Origin of the sequence: Curtobacterium pusillum, assembly GCF_013359865.1 — a bacterium.
GTDB classification, from domain to species: Bacteria; Actinomycetota; Actinomycetes; order Actinomycetales; family Microbacteriaceae; genus Curtobacterium; species Curtobacterium pusillum.
The window spans coordinates 94,659-112,894 of the sequence record NZ_JABMCE010000082.1 but is presented as its reverse complement, the minus strand read 5'-3'; the positions used below and the strand labels follow the sequence as shown (position 1 = coordinate 112,894).

The following is an 18,236-nucleotide window of genomic DNA, read 5'->3' as shown; positions in this document are numbered from 1 at the left end:
GGGTCAGAAGGCGGTGCCGACCGCCGCGATGTCGTCACCGCCGTGACCCGCGGCGCTGGCGTCCGCGTACACACGACCGAGCGCGTCGAGCAGCACCGTCGAGACACCGGCGCTACGAGCGGCGTCGGTGATGAGCTCGATGTCCTTCCGCAGGCCGTCGAGCGCGAACTGCGCGGGGAACGCACCGTCGATGATCGCCTTGCCCTTGGTGTGCGCGTACGCCGAGTCGCTCGCGCTGCCGTCGATCGCCTCGAGGAAGAGCGCCGGGTCCAGCCCGAGCGACTTCGCGACCGCGAGGGACTGCCCGGCGGCGGCGGTGAGCGACGCGATCCAGGCGTTGGCGGCCAGCTTGAGCGCGGTCCCGGCGCCGACCTGGTCGCCCGCGCGGACGGTCTTCGCCCCGATCGCGTCGAGGACCGGGTCGATGCGGTCGAGCACGTCCGCGGGGCCGGCCGCGAGCATCGTCAGCGTGCCCTGCTCGGCCGGGGCCTTCGTACCGAGCATCATCGCCTCGACGAGGGTGATGCCGTACTTGCCGGCGAGTTGCACGACGGTCTCGGTGCCGGCGACACCGATCGTGGAGCACTGCACCCAGATCGCTTCGGCCGGCGCCTCGCCCGCGGCGGCCTCGAGCACGTCGACCACCGCGTCGGTGTCGAACAGGGTGAGCAGCACGACCTCGGCATCCGCGACCGCCGCTGCCGGGTCGGGCGCGACCACCGCTCCCCGTTCGCCGAGCGGCGCGGCCTTGTCGATGCTCCGGTTCCACACCGTCACCTCGTGCCCCTCGCGGAGCAGCGAGCCCGCCACCCCGGCCCCCATCGTCCCCGTCCCCAGCACACTCACCCGCACGCGCGTCTCCGTCTCCGCGGCGACTCCCTGCCGCCGCGGGTCCGACGCTACGCGCCCGGGGTCAGAGCAGTCCGCGGGCCGAGAGCCACGCGGCGGGGTCGACGGGGTTCCCACCGAGGATGACCTCGAAGTGCAGGTGCGATCCGGTCGAGACACCCGTGTTGCCGACGGCACCGATGCGCTGGCCGACCGTCACGGTCTGGCCGACCCGGACGCCGATCTGCGACAGGTGGCCGTAGCGGGTCTGCGAACCGTCGGAGTGCTGGAGCAGGACCTGGTTGCCGTAGCCGCCGAAGACACCGGCGGACACCACGCGGCCGGACATCGCCGCGACGACCGCGGTCCCCGTCGGTGCTGCGAAGTCGAGCCCCTGGTGGTTCGTCGAGCACGCCGCGCATCCGCGGACCCAGCGGGAGCCGAAGCCTCCCGCTGCCGGGATCGACCCCGAGACGGGACGTGCTGCCGAAGCGGCGGAGGGCTTCGCGGGCGAGGCGGCCGGCGCCGGACGTGCCGGGCGTGCCGGGATCCGACTGATCGCGAACGCGTCGCGCTGGACGGAGATCGACGAACCTGCCGACGCCGTGTAGTCCTGCACGTCGAGCGCCGGGAGCGTCGCCTGCGGCGTCGCCGCCACGGCCGTCTGCGGGGTCGCCACGGTGACGAACAGGCACGCCACGACGGCCGTCGCGGTCAGGGGAACGGTCTTCGCCGAGGCGACCGCCGCGCCGATCGTCCGGAGCGGCAGGGTGATCGCCTGGGTGACGGCGCGGCCGAGGTCGGCCGTCCCTCCGGACCGGGCATCGACGCGCAGCGTGCGGCGCGACGGCAGCGGGACGGCAGGGGTGAGCGCGTCGGTCGGCCCGTCGGTCGGTCCGTCAGTCGGCCCGCCTGTCGGTCCGCCTGTCGGCCCGTCTGTCGGTCCGTCGGTCGGTCCGTCGGTCGGCCTGGAGGCGCGGCTCGTCCCGCCCGTGTCGGCGGCGGCCCGGCGCGCGGCCGACCGGTGGGTGGTGGAGACCGGAGCGGCGGGTGTGGTCGCCGCCGCCCCGGTGGCTTCGTGGCTGACCGCGTCCGCGTCCACGGTCGGTGAGACGCCCGGCACGGCCGGGACGACGGGCTGCCGAGACACCGCGGCCGTGACGTCGCGCTGATCCGCGGGGGTGCCGGGCACGGCCTCGGCAGCGCGGCGCGCACGACGCGTCGGGTACGCACCGGGGGCGGGCGCCGCGTCGCGGGGGCGCTGCGTCAGGGTGTCCGTCGTCGTGGTCATCGGATCGACGAGCCCGATCAGGCGCGGACGATGCCGTCGCGGGCGATCCGCTCGAGCTCGGTCGCCACGGCGTCGACCACCGCGCGGGTGATCGCGTCGGCGACCGCCTCGACCAGGACGAGCTGCTCGGCGGACACGACGTGCTCGTTCTGCATCGCGGCGGCCACGCGGGCGGGGACGTCCTCGATCGCCGCGACGAGGGCAGCGGGGACCTGGACCGCGTCCGCGGTGTCGACCGGCGGCGACATCGGCGAGGTCGGGGCCGGGGCCGGGGTGAAGGTGGCGCGGGCGATGCTCGGCGCCGACGCGGTCTGCGCGGGGACCGACGGGTCAGTACGGCGGGCGATGGAGTCGAAGAGCGGCGTGGAGGACATGCTGCTTGCCTTCCGATCAGGTGTTCGGGCGGCCCGTTCTCGGTCGGGCCGTTTTCGGAGTGTGCCCTGGGCACGACTCCATTGAAACACCAATATGCCGGATGTGCAATACCGAGTCAGTCGGGTTCGACGGCCTCGGTCGGGTCGTCCCGGTGCAGCACCTGGCGCACCCGCTCCACGATCGTGGCAGGCGGGTTGTTGTAGGCGTTCGCGGTTTCCTGACCGCTGAGCTCCTGGATCGCGGCCATCACCGCATCGGTGGCGTGCCGGCGTGCGCGGCCGGAGGAGGCCTCGCCGAAGCCGGACAGGTCGAGGGGCTGCCCGAACTCGATCGTCACCTTCGCGAGCTTCGGGACGCGCGAGCCCACCGGCTGGACGTCCTCGGTGCCGGTGAGCGCGACGGGCACCACGGGAGCGCCGCTCGTCAACGCCAGCCAGGCCACGCCCGTGCGGCCCTTGTACAGGCGCCCGTCGAGGGAACGGGTGCCCTCGGGGTAGATCGCGAACGCCTCTCCAGCCTCGAGCCGTTCGAGTCCGAGGTCGAGCGCGTGCTGCGCCGCCGAACCCGCACCACGCTCGACCCCGATGGCGCCGATGCCACCGAAGAACGCGCGCGACAGGGCTCCGCGGAACCCCGTCCCCGTGAAGTACTCCTGCTTGGCCAGGAACGACACCTTCCGCGGCGCCATGAGCGTGATCGCGGGCGAGTCGATGAACGAGCGGTGGTTGCTCGCCAGGATCACGGGGCCGCGCTTCGGGACGTTCTTCCGGCCGATGATCCGCGGACGCCAGAGCAGACGTGCGAGCGGCGTCACCACCGCGCGGCTCAGCGTGGTGGTGTACTTCGACGAACCGGACACCGGGGCCTCCTCGTGACGGGAGGTTCCGAGTGTAGTGATCACGGATGCGATTGCATGCCCTTGGCGGCATGTGCCCGGATCACTCGGCGGCCGCGACCACGTCGAGCACCGCGCGACCGTACCGTTCGAGCTTCGCTCCGCCGACGCCGGAGATCTCGGAGAGCTGGTCTTCGTCGGCGGGCTTCACCGCCGCGATGCCGCGCAGCGTCGCGTCGTTGAAGACGACGTACGCGGGGACGCCCTGCTCGCGCGCCTGGGCCGCACGCCAGGCGCGCAGGGCCTCGAACAGTCCCACTGCCTCTTGTGGCATGTCGGTCACGACCGCGCGGCGGGAGCGGCTGGCGCGAGGTGCCCTGACCGGGTCCCGGCGCATCCGGACGACCACCTTGCCACCCAGGACGTCGGCGCTCGTCGGGCTCAGCACGACGGTGCCGAAGCCGTCCCCGGACACCGCGGCGTACCCCTGCGCGAGCAGCTGCCGGGCCACAGCACGCCACTCCCCTTCGCTCAGGTCACTGCCGATGCCGAACGTGGCGAGGGACTCGTGCCGGAGTTCCTGCACGCGGGGGGACTGCTTGCCGACGAGGATGTCGACGAGGTGCGAGACGCCGTACCGCTGCCCGCGCTCACGGTCGAGGCGGACGACGGTGGAGAGGAGCTTCTGCGCCGGCACCGTGCCGTCCCACGACTCGGGCGGGGCGATGCACGTGTCGCAGTTGCCGCACGCCGTGGAGTCCTGCCCGAAGTAGGCGAGCAGCCGGACCCGGCGGCACTCGATCGTCTCGCACAGGGCGAGCATGGCGTCGAGGTGGGCGCTGAGCTGCCGGCGGTGTGCGGCATCGCCCTCGGATTGGTCGATCATCCGGCGCTGCTGCACCACGTCGTTGAGGCCGTACGCCAGCCAGGCGGTCGACGGCAGTCCGTCACGGCCGGCGCGACCGGTCTCCTGGTAGTACCCCTCCACCGACTTCGGCAGGTCGAGGTGCGCCACGAACCGGACGTCCGGCTTGTCGATCCCCATGCCGAACGCGATGGTGGCGACCATGACGACGCCGTCCTCGCGCAGGAAGGTGGACTGGTTCCGCTCCCGCACCCTGGCGTCGAGACCGGCGTGGTACGGCAGGGCCGGGATGCCCTGCTCGGACAGGGCTGCGGCGGTGCGTTCGACCGAGTTCCGGGACAGGCAGTAGACGATGCCCGCGTCGCCGCTGTGCTCGGTGCGGATGAAGGTGAGCAGCTGTTGCAGCGCCCCGGTCTTCGGCTCGATGCGGTACTGGATGTTCGGGCGGTCGAAGTCGGCGACGAAGTGCGCGGCGTCGTCGAGGCCGAGGCGTGCGGAGATCTCGCGGTGGGTCTGCGGCGTCGCGGTCGCGGTGAGGGCGATGCGCGGCACCGTCGGCCAGCGCTCGTGCAGGACGCTCAGCTCGAGGTAGTCCGGGCGGAAGTCGTGGCCCCACTGGGCGACGCAGTGCGCCTCGTCGATGGCGAAGAGGGCGATCCGGGCACGGTCGAGCAGCGCGCGCGTGGACTCGAGCCGGAGCCGCTCGGGCGCGAGGTAGAGCATGTCGACCTCACCCGAGACGACGGCGCGTTCGACCCGGGCGCGTTCGTCCGGCCCCTGCGTGGAGTTGAGGAACGCCGCCTTGACGCCGTTCGCCGCGAGGGCGTCGACCTGGTCCTGCATGAGGGCGATGAGCGGCGACACGACCACGCCGACGCCGTCCCGCACGAGCGCGGGCACCTGGTAGCAGAGCGACTTGCCGCCACCGGTCGGCATGAGGACGAGCGCGTCACCGCCCGCGACGACCTGGTCGATGATCGCCGCCTGCGCCCCGCGGAAGTCGTCGTAACCCCACACGCGGTGCAGCACGTCGAGCGCTGCGGCGCGGGAAGCAGACACGGCGGCGGGCGCGGGCGTGGTGCTCATGCGACGAGCCTACGGGCGACCGGCGACACCCACGACGTTGTCCACAGCCCCGCCGGAGGCCCCGTCGTCCGACGCGACCGCGTCGTCGAGCCGGGCCGGAGCGCTCGCCCAGCCCGTGCCTCCAGGTCGGAACCAGCGCTTGCCGCCTGCCCAGGCCGGCACCGCACCACGGAACCGGGGAGCCGGAGAGCCGGCGCACCGCCGGTCGAGCCCCCGCCACTTCGCGAGGAACTCCACCATCCCCCAGTACGCGAGCGACGTCACCAGGGTCAGGAGCCATCCGCCGATCGTGCCGTTCGACGAGTCGAGGTCGATCTTCGACCAGCCCGGCGCCTGCAGCACGAAGATCATGATGTTGTTGAACGCGTGCTGCAGGACGGTTGCCTCCAGGCCGCCGGTCCGGAGCACGATGACGGCCGCGATGAGGCCGAACGAGCCGACGTCGAGGATGCCCCACACGTTGTAGCCGTTGGGGATGTGCAGCAGCGCGAACACCACCGTCGAGACCGCGACGGCGACCACGGTGCCGACGACACGGACCGGGATCCACGAGCCGATCGTCTGCATGAGGAAGCCGCGGAAGATGTACTCCTCCGCCGCGCCCTGGAACGGCACGAGCACCACGACGAGCACGATCGTCGTGGTGAGTGTGCCCAGCGTCACGGTGGACTGCCCGATCACGGCGGTGTTCCAGCCGAGGCCGCCGTCGAACGTGAACGTGCCCCACGTCTGCGCGACGAACATGATCGCGGAGATCACGAGCGTCGGGAGCAGGCACCACGCGGTCCACCGCCAACGGACCCGGAAGCGCGTGGACGACAGGATGCCCGCCGGACCGATGCGAGCGACCTTCACCGCGAGCAGGATGCCGGGCAGGAGCACCACGAGTGACACGAGCGACACCGAGATCACGAGCGGATCGGTCGGGTCGAGCGCCGAGTCCGCGAGCTTCCGCTGGAAGTCCAGGACCGCGTCGACGCCACCGATCCGGCCGATCGGGATGATGAACCCGAACACGATCAGGACCTGCGAGACGACGTACCAGCCGGCCAGGAACGCGAGGGCCACGAACGGGCGCCACCACCTCCAGCGTGCGTCGACGCGGGGCAGGCGGTGGTAGGGAACGCTCACGCCACGCAGGGTACCGGGCCGGGCAGGATGGGAGCCGTGCTCACCGTCCTCCTCGGCCTGTCCGGCGCCCTCGTCTACGGGTTCGCCGACTTCCTGGGCGGGCTCGCGTCCCGTCGCCTCCGTGCGGTCACGGTCACCGCCGTCGCCGCGGCGGTCGGGATCGTGCCACTGCTGCTCGGGCTCGTGGTGGTCGGCGGGGCGTTCACCGGGACGGCCGTGCTCTGGGGCGCGGTCGCGGGGGCGTCCGGCGGCGTCGCGGTGCTCCTCCTCTACCGTGCGCTGGCGATCGGGCCGATGAGCGTGCTCTCGCCGCTCACCGCCGTGTTCGCAGCCGTCGTGCCGGTGCTGGTCGCGGTGTTCCGCGGGACGGCGCTGTCCGGGCTCGCGGTCGCCGCGCTGGTGGTCGCGGTCGTCGCGGTCGTGCTCGTCGCGGCGGTCCGGGACACCTCCGGCGCGCGGGTGACGGTCGGCGGCCTCGTGACGGCCGCGGTCGCCGGGTGCGGCTTCGGCGGGATCGTGCTCGCCTACGACATGACGCCGTCGGACTCCCGGGTCGCACCGCTCGTCGTGGCGCGGGTGCTGCAGGCGGTGCTGCTCGGCACGGCGGCGGTCGTCTCGGGACCGGTCGCACGATCTGGAGGCACGGCAGACCCGGCAACGGAGGCCGTCCTCGCGGGGTCTGCCGCGACTCCAGGGCCGTCCGGACGCCGGCCGGTCCGCCTGCTGGTCACGGTGGTCGCCTGCGGCGTCCTCGACGCGCTGGCGAACGTCTTCATCCAGGCGGGGCTGCACTCCAGCGACGACCCGGCGACGCTGCCCGTGATGAGCGTGCTCAACGCGCTCTACCCGATCGGGACGGTCGTGCTCGCGGGGGTCGTGCTGCGCGAGCGGCTCACGGCCGTGCAGTGGACCGGCATCGTGCTGGCGTTGGCGGCGTCCGTCGGCCTCGCGCTCGCGTAGCGGGGCGCTCGGCGGAAGCGAACCGAGTCTCGGGAGGTCAGACGTCGGGGATGAGACGCTTGCCGAGCGAGACGGTGTGGTCCGCCGCGTAGCCGAGCGCCTCGTAGAAGCCGAGCACCTGCTCGTTCCCGGCACGGACCTGGAGGTTGAGCTTCGGGCACCCCAGGTCCGTCAGCAGCCGCTCGAACTCGGCCATGAACGCCCGTCCGAGCCCCGACCCCTGCAGGTCCGGCCGCACCGCGAGGTAGTTCACCCAGCCGCGATGCCCGTCGAACCCGGCCATGCCCGCGCCGACGATCGGACGCCCGGGGTCCCCCGCATCCTCGGCCACGAGGAACAGCTCGGGCTGCACCGTCAGCTTGCGCGCGATGTCACGTCGCGGGTCGTTCCACGGCCGGACGAGGCCGCACGCCTCCCAGACGGCGATGACGGACTCGGTGTCGGCGGGCGTGAACGGGCGGAGGACGTGCTGCATCTCCTCACGGTAACGGTCCCTGTGGGCAACCTCGTCACGGGCCCGACGCCGTGATCTGATAGACCTGTCCCACCACCCCACCCGGATCAGGAGCCCCGTGACCGCACACGAGACACTCCCGTCGCGCCGAGACCGCCGCGACGGTTCCGCCGGTGGGGCACCTCCGGCACCGCGCCGTCGCCAGACCGTGGGCGGCGCGATCGTCTCGCTCATCGCGGAACTCCTCATCATCGCCGGCGCCGGAACCGGCCTGTACGTCGTGTGGACGGCGTGGTGGACCGACGTCGTCGCCGTGAACGCGCAGACGAAGCTCGTCGAAGGCCTCGGGCAGAAAAAGACCTCCGGGACCGGTACCGACACCGGCACCGAGCACCGCGGAACCGCGCCCGTGCTCGCCGAGCCGCCGAACCTCGCGGACGTGTTCGGCACGATGCAGATCCCCCGCTTCGGCACGGACTACGACCGTCCCATCGGCGAGGGAACCGATCGTGAGAAGGTCCTCAACACCGTCGGCCTCGGCCACTACCAGGGCACCGCGATGCCGGGTGCCGAGGGCAACTTCGCCGTCGCCGGACACCGCGTGACCTACGGCAAGCCGCTGAACCAGATCGCCGAGCTCAAGACCGGGGACGACATCGTCGTGCGCGTCACCGATGCCAAGACGAAGTTCGACGTCTGGTACGTGTACAAGGTCACGGACTCGCAGATCGTCACGCCGGACCACATCGAGACCATCGCTCCCGTGCCGAACAAGCCCGGGGTCGAGCCCACCGCCGACGACCGCTGGCTCACCCTCACCGCGTGCCACCCGATGTGGTCCGCCAAGGAGCGGTTCATCACGCACGCCAAGCTCGACTACTGGATGCCCGCCTCGGAGGGCACCCCGAAGGAACTCTCGGAGACGCCGAAGTGATCTTCCCGTTCGTGTGGCGCATCCTGCCCGGCCCGGCCGTCGTCAAGGTGATCGAGCTGCTCGTGCTCCTCGCCGCGATCGTCTTCGTGCTCTTCACGTGGGTGTTCCCGTGGATCGCAGCGGACATCCTGCCGCCGCCCGACGGCACGGTGGACGTCTCGCCCTCGCCCTGACGGGTGCGCTCGGCGCCGGGTGCACTCGGCGCCCGGGTGCGCTCGGCGTGCGGGTGCGCGCCACGCGTTCGTGCGGGGTCAGACGGTCGTCGTCACGCGCGAGCCGCCCATCGCCGTGCGTCGCACCGCGATCCGCTCCGGGATGCGCTGCTTGAGTTCCTCGACGTGGCTGACGATCCCGACCTGCCGACCGCCCGCAGTCAGCCGGGACAGCTGCCCGATCACGTCGTCGAGCGTCTCCGGGTCGAGCGTGCCGAACCCCTCGTCGACGAACAGCGTGCCGAGCGACACCCCACCCGCCTCGGCCTGCACCACGTCGGCGAGCCCGAGCGCCAGGCAGAGCGACACCGTGAAGGTCTCACCGCCGGAGAGGCTCCGGGGGTCGCGCACCGTGTCGGTCGACTGGTCGTGCACGGCGAGCGCGAGACCCGTGCGACGCGCACGTGAGCCGGACTCCCGCTCGTCCGAGGTCTCCAGCGTGAACCGGCCCGCGAGCATCGCCCGCAACCGGTCGTTGGCCGCGGCGACGACGTCCTCGAACCGCCGCATCAGGACGTAGGTGCCGAGGGTGATGCCGCTCGGGTTCACCGAGGGCGCGCCCGCGGCGATGTCGGCGAGCCGCACGACCGCGCGGCTGCGAGCCGACGTGTCGTCACGCGCACTGATCGCGAGGGCGAGGTCGGCCGCGCACTGCTCGGAGGCGGCGGCACGGTCACCCGCCGAGGTCGCGACACGTGTCGCGGCGTCCGCTGCCGCCGCGGTCTCGTCCCGCGCGGCCCGGGCGGCAGCGAGGTCGAGCGCTGCCGGATCGTCCTCGGCAGCAGCGATCACCGCAGGCTCGGCGAGTCCGGCGTCGACCACGGCGCGTTCCCGGTCGGCGCGTGCGACGTCGTCCCGGAGTCGTTCGGCGTCGGCCCGGTCCAGGATGCCGGCGCGGGCCGCTGACACGTCGTCGAACTCCTGCTCGGCGAGGGCACGCTCGACCTCGTCGGCGCGGTCCCGCACGGCCGCTGCGGCCACGGCGGCGCGGTCGTCGGCCTGCGCGACGGCGTCCAGGCGGGCGATGAGGACATCGAGCTGCTCGACACCCGCGCGGAGGGTGCCCTGCGCCTCGTCGAGGTGTCCGGCGAACCGCTCGACCGCCCCGCGCACCGCCGTGACGTCCTGCTCGAGGCGCTCCGTGTCCGCGGCGGCCGACCCCGCGAGGACGGCCCGTTCGGCGTCGACCTCGTTGCGCTGTCGTTCGAGCGTCCGGGTCTGCTCGTCGTGCGCGGCGCGCTGCTGTTCGAGCCGGCGGACCCGCACCGACGCGTCGTGCACGGCTGCGACCCTGGCGTCGGCGGCGGCTGCCAGAGCGTCCACGGTCGCAGCGTCCGTGTCGCCCAGGACCTGCACGAGCCGCTCGAGTTCGGCGCGCTCGACCGCGAGCACGGTGGCCGCGTCGCCGAGGTCCTGCTCGGCACGCCGAGCGAGGGAGGCTGCGGCGTCGATCGATTCCGTCGTCGGGTGGTCGTCCTGCGGGGTCGCGACGACCGGGTGCTCCATGGCGCCGCACACCGGGCACGGGTCCCCCGGCGCGAGTGCGGACCCGAGCTCCCCGGCGAGCCCGGCGATCCGTCGTTCCCGCAGCTGCTGCTCGGCGCGGACGAGTTCGTGCGCGGCGGAACGCGCGCTCGTCACCGCCTGCTCGGCGCCGCGGACGCGTCGCTCCCGTTCGGCCCGGGCCACGAGGTCCGTGCGCACCCGGTGGACGCGGTCGACCTCGAGCCGCGCGGCCTCGGCACCGGCGGCCAGCTCGGCGGCCGCGCGTGCGTCCTCGACGATGCGCGCGCGTTCGGCCGGGCGGGACTCCAGCGCGGCGTCGAGCTCGGCGAGCCGTGCGGTGAGCTGCTCGCCGCGGACGGCGGCATCCTTGATGGCCCGGCGGCGACCCGGGATGCCGTCCTCGACGGCGATCAGGTGCCGGACCGCAGCACGGCACTCGGCCACGGTCGCGCGCTGTCGCTCGAGTGCTTCACCGTGGACCGTCACGCCGTGCCCGGAGCGGAGGGCGTCAGCCGCGGCGGTCGCGGCGTCGGAGCGGGCACGAGCGGCGTCGAGCCCGTCGGCGACGGCCGCGACCCGCGCTGCCCGCTCACCCAGCGCGAGACGGGTCCGGGCGGCGTCGACCGCAGGAGCACCCTCGTCGAGCAGTGCACGACGAACGAGGAGTGCGGCGCGACGATCGAGCGCGGCGGCACGGGCGGTGACCGACTGCTCGTGCTCCGCCGCCGCGGCCGCGGCCCGGGCAGCCGTCGCACGGGCGGACTCGGCAGCGTCGGCCGTCGCCCGGAGCTCCGCGACCGTCCCCTGGACACCGGACTCGTCGGGTTCGTCGACGCCGGCCGCCTGCGCGAAGCGGTTCAGGGCGTCGCGGACCCGGGCGTCGGCGCCGTCGACCTCGGCCTGGACCGCACGGCGCCGCGCGGCGAGTTCGTCCGCCGTCCGGTCGTAGACCTGCGTGCCGAACAGCGACTGCAGGAGCTTCCGACGTTCTTCGCCGGGGGACCGAAGGAAGCGCGCGAACTCGCCCTGCGGCAGCACCACGGTCTGCAGGAACTGCGCCTTGTCGAGACCGACGATCCGGGCGATCTCGACACCGACCTCGGGGATGCGGGAGGACATCGGTTCACCCGCGACGTCGGCCGGGCCGGCGAGCCGGAAGAGCTGGGCGGAAGCCTGCTGCTTGACCGTGCCGGTCCCACGCTGCTTCGGACGGTCGTACTGCGGGGTGCGCCGGACCCGGTACACGCCCGCTCCGGTCTCGAAGACGAGTTCGACGTACGGTTCGACCGCGGGGTCGGCGTGCTGGCTGTGCAGGCGGTCGTTGCTGGCGTCGGCACCGGCGAGTCCGCCGTACAGGGCGAACACGACGGCGTCGATGATCGTGGACTTGCCCGAACCCGTCGGACCCTCGAGCAGGAACACCCCGGAGGCGGCGAGCGCAGCGAAGTCGATCGACACGAGGTCCGGGTAGGGGCCGATCGCGCGGAGTTCGAGACGGTGCAGGTACATCAGCGGTCCCCCTCGCGCTGCAGGGCGAGAGCGGCGGCCTCGTACGCCTCGGTCAGGATCGCCCGGTCGTCGTCGTCCGGCGTGGCCCCGGTGGCGAAGGACACGAAGTCGGCTGCGACCTCGACCGGGTCGGACGTCGCCGTGACCGCGCGGGCCGCGACGCGCTCGCCACGGTCAGCCGGCTCGTGGGTGATGGCGAGCGCGTGCGGGAAGTGGTGCTTGACCCGCGCGTACATGCGCTCCGGGTGCACCGTGTCGGTCACGGCGACCCGCACCCAGGCGTCCGCCGCGGACCGGTACACGCCGGACTCGATGTCGTCGATGCCGCCACGCACGTCGACGAGGCGTCGTGGCACGGGTGCCGGGACGAGCTCGACCGTGACCGCCCCCGAGGCGTCGAGGTCGACGACGGTCACCGACTTCCGCTGGTTCCGCTCGCCGAAGGAGAACGCGAGCGGCGACCCCGCGTACCGGACCCGATCGCTGACGCCCACCCGCTGCGGGCCGTGCAGGTGCCCGAGCGCGACGTAGTCGATGCCGTCGAACACGGACTCGGCGACGCGGTCGACGCCGCCGACGCGGATGTCCTGCTCGCTGTCGCTCGGTTCGGTCCCGCCGACGAAGGCGTGCGCCACGACGACGCTGCGCGTGCCCGGGCGCTCGGCGAGGTCCGCACGGACGCGGTCCATCGCGGCGCCGACGACCGCCTGGTGCGACCGGGCGAGCGGTTCGTCCGGCACCGCCGCGAGCGCGTACCGGGTGAGGTCGGGGTGGAGGTACGGGATGCCGTAGACCGCCACCGGGCCGTCCGGGTCGTCGACGACCACCGGGAGGGCGATGCCGGCCGGTTCGGCGAGGATCCGGACCCGCGCGCCCATCACGCCGGCCCCGAACCCGAGTCGCGCGGCGGAGTCGTGGTTGCCCGGCGTGATGACGACCGTCGTGGTCCCGGCGAGCCGTTCGAGCACGCGTGACAGCATCCGGACGGCGTCGACGGGCGGGATGGCGCGGTCGTACACGTCGCCCGCGACGACGACGAGGTCGATCGCCCGCGCGCGCACCTGCTCGACGAGCCAGTCCAGGAACGCGGCCTGGTGCTCGAGCAGGTCTGCGCCCAGCAGGGTGCGGCCGAGGTGCCAGTCGCCGGTGTGCAGGATGCGCATGCGGTCACGCTAGCGCCGGCCGGGGACATCCCGAGGCGCCCCGCGGTGGCCTGTGGAGAACGCGGGCTCACGGCGCGCGTACCGTTGCCGTCATGACCCCCTCAGAACTCCTCATCGAAGCGTTCTCCCGCGTGCCCGAGACGGTCGAGCGGGCCGTCGACGGGCTGTCGGAGGACCAGCTGGCCGCACGTCCGGCCGCCGGTGCGAACACGCTCGCCTGGCTCGCGTGGCACATCGCCCGTGGGCAGGACGCGCAGATCGCCGACCTCGCGGGCACCGAGCAGGTGTGGACCGCCGACGGCTGGGTGGAACGGTTCGGCCTGCCGTTCCCCGCCGAGGCGCTCGGGTACGGCATGTCCCGCGACGACGTCGGACGCGTGCGGGCCTCCGCCGAGCTGCTGCTCGGCTACCTGCGGGCGGTGCACGAGCGCACCGTCGCGTACGTCGGCACCCTCTCGCCGGAGGACTTCGACCCGGTGGTCGACGACGCGTGGGACCCGCCCGTCACGCGCGGCGCGCGGCTCGTCAGCATCCTCGACGACTGCACGCAGCACGCGGGGCAGGCCGGGTACGTGCGCGGGCTGCTCTTCTTCAACCGCTGAGCGGTCTTCCGCGCCCGACGACGGACTGGAGGCGCGGTGCCAGCCGGCACCGCGCCTCCAGTCCGTCGTCTGCTCGCGCCTACCGCGCGGCGAGCTCCGCGACGATCCCGTCACCGGGGGCGGCGTCGACGAGGTCCGCCTCGATCTCCGCGTGCTCGAGGATGCCCTCGATCTTGCGGCGACGGCTGCGCGGGACGATCGTGACGACCGTGCCCTCCTTGCCGGCACGACCCGTACGGCCCGAGCGGTGCATGTACGCCTTGTAGTCGTCCGGGGCGTCGGCCTGCACGACCAGCGACACGTCGTCCACGTGGATGCCACGAGCGGCGACGTCGGTCGCGACGAGCACGTTCACGCGGCCGCTCGTCAGCAGCTGGAGGTTCCGCTGCCGGCGCGACTGGTTCAGGTCGCCGTGGAGCGAGGTCGCGCGGATGCCGGCGTCCTCGAACTGGTCGGCGAGACGCTCGGCGTAGGCACGGGTGCGGGCGAACACGATCGTCTTGCCCTCGCCGGCGACCAGTTCCTCGAGGAGCTGGTCCTTCTGGCGCTGCTCGACCACGAGCACGCGGTGGTCGATCGTCGAGGACGCCTGGTCCTCACCGGCGACCTCGTGCACGCTCGGCTCGTGCAGGAACTGCTCGACGAGCGACGCGACCTGGGCATCGAGCGTGGCGCTGAACAGGAGCTTCTGGGCACGGTTGCCCTCCGGGGTGACCTCGGCGGTCGCGGAGAGGATCTCCTGCACCGGCTCGAGGAACCCGAGGTCGCACATGTGGTCGGCCTCGTCGAGGACGGAGATGACGACCTCGCTGAGGTCGAGCGTCCCCTTGTTCATGAGGTCCTGCACACGGCCCGGGGTGCCGACGATGATGTCGACGCCGCGCTCGAGCGCACCGACCTGACGGCCGTACGGGACGCCGCCGTAGATCTGCGTCGTGAAGAGGCCCACCGAGCGGGCGATCGGCTGCACCGTGCGGTCGATCTGCAGGGCGAGCTCGCGGGTCGGGGCGAGGATGAGCGCACGCGGGGCGCGGCCCATCTTGCGCTTCGTGCCGCCGCCGTTCTCCATGAGCTTCTCGACGAGCGGGGCGCCGAACGCGATGGTCTTGCCGGAACCGGTCCGGCCACGGCCGAGCACGTCCTTGCCGGCGAGCACGTCGGGGATCGTCGCGGCCTGGATCGGGAACGGGGTGAGCGCGCCGAGTTCGGCGAGGGTGCGGGAGATGTTGCCGCCGATGCCGAGGTCGGCGAAGGTCACGCCCTCGACGTCGGCCGCGAGGGTGGCCTCGGCCTGGAGCTTCTCGAGCTTGACGTCGTCGGCGGGGACGAACGGCTTGCGCTCGGCGTCGTCGCGGTCGAAACGACGCGGGGCACGATCGTCACGGTCGAACCGACGGGGAGCGCGGTCGTCACGGTCGAAACGACGCGGCGCACGGTCGTCGCCGTCGCGTCGGGGCGCACGGTCATCACGGTCGAAACGACGCGGGGCACGATCGTCACGGTCGAAGGACCGACGCGGACGGTCGTCCGAGTCACGACGCGGGGCCCGGTCGTCGCGGTCGAACCGACGCGGGGCACGGTCGTCACGGTCGAACCGACGGGGAGCGCGGTCGTCACGGTCGAACCGGCGCGGGGCACGGTCGTCACGGTCGAACCGACGGGGAGCACGATCGTCACGGTCGAAGGACCGACGCGGACGGTCGTCGGAGTCACGACGCGGGGCACGGTCGTCGCGGTCGAAACGACGCGGGGCACGGTCGTCGCCGTCGAAACGACGGGGAGCACGATCGTCACGGTCGAAGGACCGACCCGGACGGTCGTCGGAGTCACGACGCGGCGCACGGTCGTCGCGGTCGAACCGGCGCGGCGCACGGTCGTCACGGTCGAACCGACGCGGGGCACGGTCATCGCCGTCGAAACGACGCGGCGCACGGTCGTCGCGCTCGGGGCGGCGCTGTCCGCCGTCGCGCGGCTCCCAGTTCGGGCGGCCGGGGCGCTCGCCCTGCGCCGCACGGCCGCGGCGCTCCTCGGCGTCCCAGCGCTGCTTCTGCCGCGGCTGCGACGGGTCGGCGGCGCGGAACCCGCGGTGCTTGCTGCTGCGAGCGGCGGGGGTGCCGTTCGGGTGACGGACACGGTCGGAGGCGCGGTTGTCCGCGCCGCCCTTGTTGTACGGGGCCATGGCTACTTTCTCAGGGTGCAGACGTACCGCAGCGCCCGGCAGCGACATCGGCGGGGGCTGAATGCGGAGAGGGGGTTCTTCCCGTCGCGGATCGACGTGAATCCAGCCCTCGAGCAACACACACCCAAACGAAAACTCCGTGATCGCAATGTCACGGCGTCGAAGGCCGACCGAGTGAGTCTACGCGATCCGGGCACGCCAGGCCAGCCCGATGTCGGGCGCGTCCCGCGAGGTCGAGGTGATCCGCGCCTCCAGGACCGTCAGCGGGTCAGGACTCGGCGAGCCGCTGGCGCTGCTCGGCCACGTCGAAGTCGGCCGCGGGCCACGTGAGCCGCATGTCCTCGAGGGTGCGGAGCAGGAGCTGCTGGACGGCGAGCCGCGCGTACCACTTGCGGTTCGCCGGGACGACGTACCACGGCGCCCGCGACGTCGAAGTGCGGTCGAACACGGTCTGGTACGCGGCCTGGTAGTCGTCCCAGAGCAGCCGCTCGTCGATGTCCCCCGGGTTGAACTTCCAGTGCTTGTCCGGACGGTCCAGGCGCTCGCCGAGCCGTTCGCGCTGCTCGTCCTTCGAGATGTGCAGCATGACCTTCACGATGCTCGTCCCGGCCTCGGCGAGTCGATCCTCGAAGTCGACGATCGCGCCGTAGCGCCGCTCGATCTCCTCCGGCGGGGCGACGGCCCGGACCTTCTGGATGAGCACGTCCTCGTAGTGGGAGCGGTCGAAGACGCCGAGCTGTCCGGCGCCCGGGAGCTGCTGTTCGACCCGCCAGAGGAAGTCGTGCTCGCGCTCCTCGGCGGTCGGCGCCTTGAAGCCGGCGTAGTGCACGCCGTTCGGGTCCACCGCGCCGACGACGTGCGAGACGATCCCGCCCTTGCCCGCGGTGTCCATCGCCTGCAGCACGAGGAGCACCCGGCGCTGGTCCCCCGCGGTGGAGGCCGCCCAGAGCCGTTCCTGGAGCGCGGACAGCCGGGAGGCACCCGCGGCGAGCGCCTCCAGCCCGTCGATCTTCCGACCCGGGAACCCCGGCGTGCCGTCCGGGTCGACGCGGTCGAGACGGAAGCCCTCCTCGACGCGGAGCAGCGGTTCGGGGTCGGCGTTCCAGGCCTTGCGACGGCTCACGGCTCCTCCTCCGGGGTCGTCTCTCATCCTGGCACCGCTCGTCGCGGTTCGTCCGCAGGGTGGACGCCGCCGTGCGGGGGCCGGGTTACCGTTGACCCGATGAGGTCAGGCCGTCGCACGCTGCTCGCGCTCGTCGCCGCGGTCGTGGCGCTCGGCGCGGTCGCGTCGTGCAGTTCGGATCCGGTGGGTGACGAGAACCGCACGGTCACCGCTGATCCCGTCATCTACCCGCTGTCGCTCCGGTACCACGGCATCGACGTCGTCGCGGACGTGCCGTACGGATCGGACGCCCTCCAGCGGCTCGACGTGTGCCTGCCCGCCGACAGTGCGCCGGACACCACGACGACGCCGACCGCGACGGCCGCTGCGTCTCCCTCCGCCTCCGCTGCGCCGGACGCCGGGGCCCTCGAGGAGGCCGCCGGCGGCACCCGCCCCGCCGTGCTGATGATCCACGGGGGCAGCTGGTCGCACGGCGACAAGGCCACCGCGGCGTACCGAGCGGTGTGCAAGTACCTCGCGTCCGAGGGGTTCGTCACGTTCAACGTGGACTACCGGCTCGCTCCGACGGACCCGTTCCCAGCTGGGCTCGATGACGTCCGACGCGCCCTCGACTGGGTGTTCCGGCCGACGACGCTGTCGACGTACGACGTGGACAGCAAGCGGGTCGGGGTGTTCGGCGGCAGCGCCGGGGGCAACCTCGCCGCGATGCTCGCCGTCACCGACCACGACTCGACCGCCTACGCGGAGGGCGACCGGATCCGTGCCGTCGTCGACCTGAGCGGCCCGACGAACCTGACGACGCGCTCGACCGACGCCGACGGGGTCTCGGCGTCGTTCCAGCGGAAGCAGCTGCTCTACCTCGGCTGCCGCACGTACGCGGAGTGCCCGGCGGCGACCCGGGCGTCACCGGAGTACCACGTGACCTCGGACACGGCGCCGTTCTTCATCGGGCACTCCACGGACGAGTTCATCCCCATGTGGGAGTCGCAGGAGTTCGCGGCGACCCTGCGGAAGCACGACGTGCCGGTCACGCTCGTCGCGGTCGAGGGGACGGCGCACTCGATCGCGCAGTTGGACCAGGCGATGAGCAAGCGCGTGGCGACGTTCCTGCGGCGGCACCTGGGCTGAGTGCGCCGGGCGCGCCTCGTGCGCCCCGGGCGGGTGGCACCCGGAGTCGGGACTG

Annotated in this window: 16 protein-coding genes; 5 read left to right on the top strand and 11 right to left on the bottom strand. The window is 72.9% G+C overall.

Going from position 1 to position 18,236, the window contains the following annotated elements; all coding sequences use genetic code 11:
* Positions 1–3 precede the first annotated feature (3 nt).
* From HP507_RS12545 to HP507_RS12520, 6 genes are all read right to left on the bottom strand, one after another.
* Complete coding sequence (locus HP507_RS12545) at positions 4–852, bottom strand: NAD(P)-dependent oxidoreductase (protein ID WP_338085240.1); 849 nt, start codon at positions 850–852, stop codon at positions 4–6.
* A 61-nt stretch (positions 853–913) separates the two neighbouring features.
* Positions 914–2,119, bottom strand: a complete 1,206-nt coding sequence (locus HP507_RS12540; protein WP_175352123.1) for a M23 family metallopeptidase — start codon at positions 2,117–2,119, stop codon at positions 914–916.
* Positions 2,120–2,136: 17 nt separating this feature from the next.
* Positions 2,137–2,493, bottom strand: coding sequence for a hypothetical protein (locus HP507_RS12535; RefSeq protein ID WP_175352122.1), 357 nt, complete (start codon positions 2,491–2,493; stop codon positions 2,137–2,139).
* A gap of 116 nt (positions 2,494–2,609) precedes the next feature.
* On the bottom strand, positions 2,610–3,353 hold the full coding sequence (locus tag HP507_RS12530) for a lysophospholipid acyltransferase family protein (protein WP_175352143.1): 744 nt from the start codon (positions 3,351–3,353) through the stop codon (positions 2,610–2,612).
* Between the two features lie 79 nt (positions 3,354–3,432).
* Positions 3,433–5,280 (bottom strand): DNA helicase RecQ, encoded by a 1,848-nt coding sequence (recQ, locus tag HP507_RS12525; protein WP_175352121.1) that lies wholly within the window; start codon positions 5,278–5,280, stop codon positions 3,433–3,435.
* 9 nt (positions 5,281–5,289) lie between these two features.
* Positions 5,290–6,411, bottom strand: a complete 1,122-nt coding sequence (locus tag HP507_RS12520) for a CPBP family intramembrane glutamic endopeptidase (RefSeq protein WP_175352120.1) — start codon at positions 6,409–6,411, stop codon at positions 5,290–5,292.
* Between the two features lie 36 nt (positions 6,412–6,447).
* Here HP507_RS12520 and HP507_RS12515 point away from each other — a divergent pair, with 36 nt between their 5' ends.
* Positions 6,448–7,371, top strand: coding sequence for an EamA family transporter (locus tag HP507_RS12515; RefSeq protein WP_175352119.1), 924 nt, complete (start codon positions 6,448–6,450; stop codon positions 7,369–7,371).
* Between the two features lie 37 nt (positions 7,372–7,408).
* Here the strand turns inward: HP507_RS12515 and HP507_RS12510 are convergent, their stop codons facing one another.
* Positions 7,409–7,846, bottom strand: coding sequence for a GNAT family acetyltransferase (locus HP507_RS12510; protein WP_175352118.1), 438 nt, complete (start codon positions 7,844–7,846; stop codon positions 7,409–7,411).
* A 97-nt stretch (positions 7,847–7,943) separates the two neighbouring features.
* On the opposite strand from HP507_RS12510, the gene HP507_RS12505 reads away from it, so the two are divergent.
* The gene (locus tag HP507_RS12505) at positions 7,944–8,759 is read left to right on the top strand and encodes a class E sortase (protein ID WP_271207294.1); all 816 of its coding nucleotides are present in this window, start codon (positions 7,944–7,946) and stop codon (positions 8,757–8,759) included.
* On the top strand, positions 8,756–8,932 hold the full coding sequence (locus HP507_RS12500) for a hypothetical protein (protein ID WP_175352027.1): 177 nt from the start codon (positions 8,756–8,758) through the stop codon (positions 8,930–8,932). The genes HP507_RS12505 and HP507_RS12500 overlap by 4 nt, the downstream gene beginning before the upstream one ends.
* A gap of 78 nt (positions 8,933–9,010) precedes the next feature.
* Here the strand turns inward: HP507_RS12500 and HP507_RS12495 are convergent, their stop codons facing one another.
* Together HP507_RS12495 and HP507_RS12490 are read right to left on the bottom strand one after the other, a co-directional pair.
* Entirely contained in the window at positions 9,011–11,986 is a 2,976-nt protein-coding gene (locus tag HP507_RS12495; RefSeq protein WP_175352117.1) for an AAA family ATPase, read from the bottom strand.
* A complete protein-coding gene (locus tag HP507_RS12490; RefSeq protein WP_175352116.1) occupies positions 11,986–13,149 on the bottom strand; it encodes a metallophosphoesterase family protein in 1,164 nt (387 codons plus the stop codon). The genes HP507_RS12495 and HP507_RS12490 overlap by 1 nt, the downstream gene beginning before the upstream one ends.
* Positions 13,150–13,241: 92 nt before the next feature.
* On the opposite strand from HP507_RS12490, the gene HP507_RS12485 reads away from it, so the two are divergent.
* Positions 13,242–13,751: a mycothiol transferase gene (locus tag HP507_RS12485; RefSeq protein WP_175352115.1), complete on the top strand. Its 510-nt coding sequence runs from the start codon at positions 13,242–13,244 to the stop codon at positions 13,749–13,751.
* A 79-nt stretch (positions 13,752–13,830) separates the two neighbouring features.
* On the opposite strand, the gene HP507_RS12480 is transcribed toward HP507_RS12485, so the two are convergent.
* On the bottom strand, positions 13,831–15,930 hold the full coding sequence (locus HP507_RS12480) for a DEAD/DEAH box helicase (protein WP_175352114.1): 2,100 nt from the start codon (positions 15,928–15,930) through the stop codon (positions 13,831–13,833).
* A 268-nt stretch (positions 15,931–16,198) separates the two neighbouring features.
* Complete coding sequence (locus tag HP507_RS12475; RefSeq protein ID WP_175352113.1) at positions 16,199–17,080, bottom strand: PPK2 family polyphosphate kinase; 882 nt, start codon at positions 17,078–17,080, stop codon at positions 16,199–16,201.
* Positions 17,081–17,152: 72 nt separating this feature from the next.
* On the opposite strand from HP507_RS12475, the gene HP507_RS12470 reads away from it, so the two are divergent.
* The gene (locus HP507_RS12470; protein WP_175352112.1) at positions 17,153–18,181 is read left to right on the top strand and encodes an alpha/beta hydrolase; all 1,029 of its coding nucleotides are present in this window, start codon (positions 17,153–17,155) and stop codon (positions 18,179–18,181) included.
* Positions 18,182–18,236 lie beyond the last annotated feature (55 nt).

What these genes read in the sequence shown, in the direction of transcription:
- HP507_RS12535 (WP_175352122.1), bottom strand. Translation starts at nt 2,493, where the DNA reads ATGTCCTCCACGCCGCTCTTCGACTCCATCGCCCGCCGTACTGACCCG.
- HP507_RS12540 (WP_175352123.1), bottom strand. Translation starts at nt 2,119, where the DNA reads ATGACCACGACGACGGACACCCTGACGCAGCGCCCCCGCGACGCGGCG.
- recQ (WP_175352121.1), bottom strand. Translation starts at nt 5,280, where the DNA reads ATGAGCACCACGCCCGCGCCCGCCGCCGTGTCTGCTTCCCGCGCCGCA.
- HP507_RS12475 (WP_175352113.1), bottom strand. Translation starts at nt 17,080, where the DNA reads ATGAGAGACGACCCCGGAGGAGGAGCCGTGAGCCGTCGCAAGGCCTGG.
- HP507_RS12490 (WP_175352116.1), bottom strand. Translation starts at nt 13,149, where the DNA reads ATGCGCATCCTGCACACCGGCGACTGGCACCTCGGCCGCACCCTGCTG.
- HP507_RS12495 (WP_175352117.1), bottom strand. Translation starts at nt 11,986, where the DNA reads ATGTACCTGCACCGTCTCGAACTCCGCGCGATCGGCCCCTACCCGGAC.
- HP507_RS12510 (WP_175352118.1), bottom strand. Translation starts at nt 7,846, where the DNA reads ATGCAGCACGTCCTCCGCCCGTTCACGCCCGCCGACACCGAGTCCGTC.
- HP507_RS12470 (WP_175352112.1), top strand. Translation starts at nt 17,153, where the DNA reads ATGAGGTCAGGCCGTCGCACGCTGCTCGCGCTCGTCGCCGCGGTCGTG.
- HP507_RS12485 (WP_175352115.1), top strand. Translation starts at nt 13,242, where the DNA reads ATGACCCCCTCAGAACTCCTCATCGAAGCGTTCTCCCGCGTGCCCGAG.
- HP507_RS12480 (WP_175352114.1), bottom strand. Translation starts at nt 15,930, where the DNA reads ATGGCCCCGTACAACAAGGGCGGCGCGGACAACCGCGCCTCCGACCGT.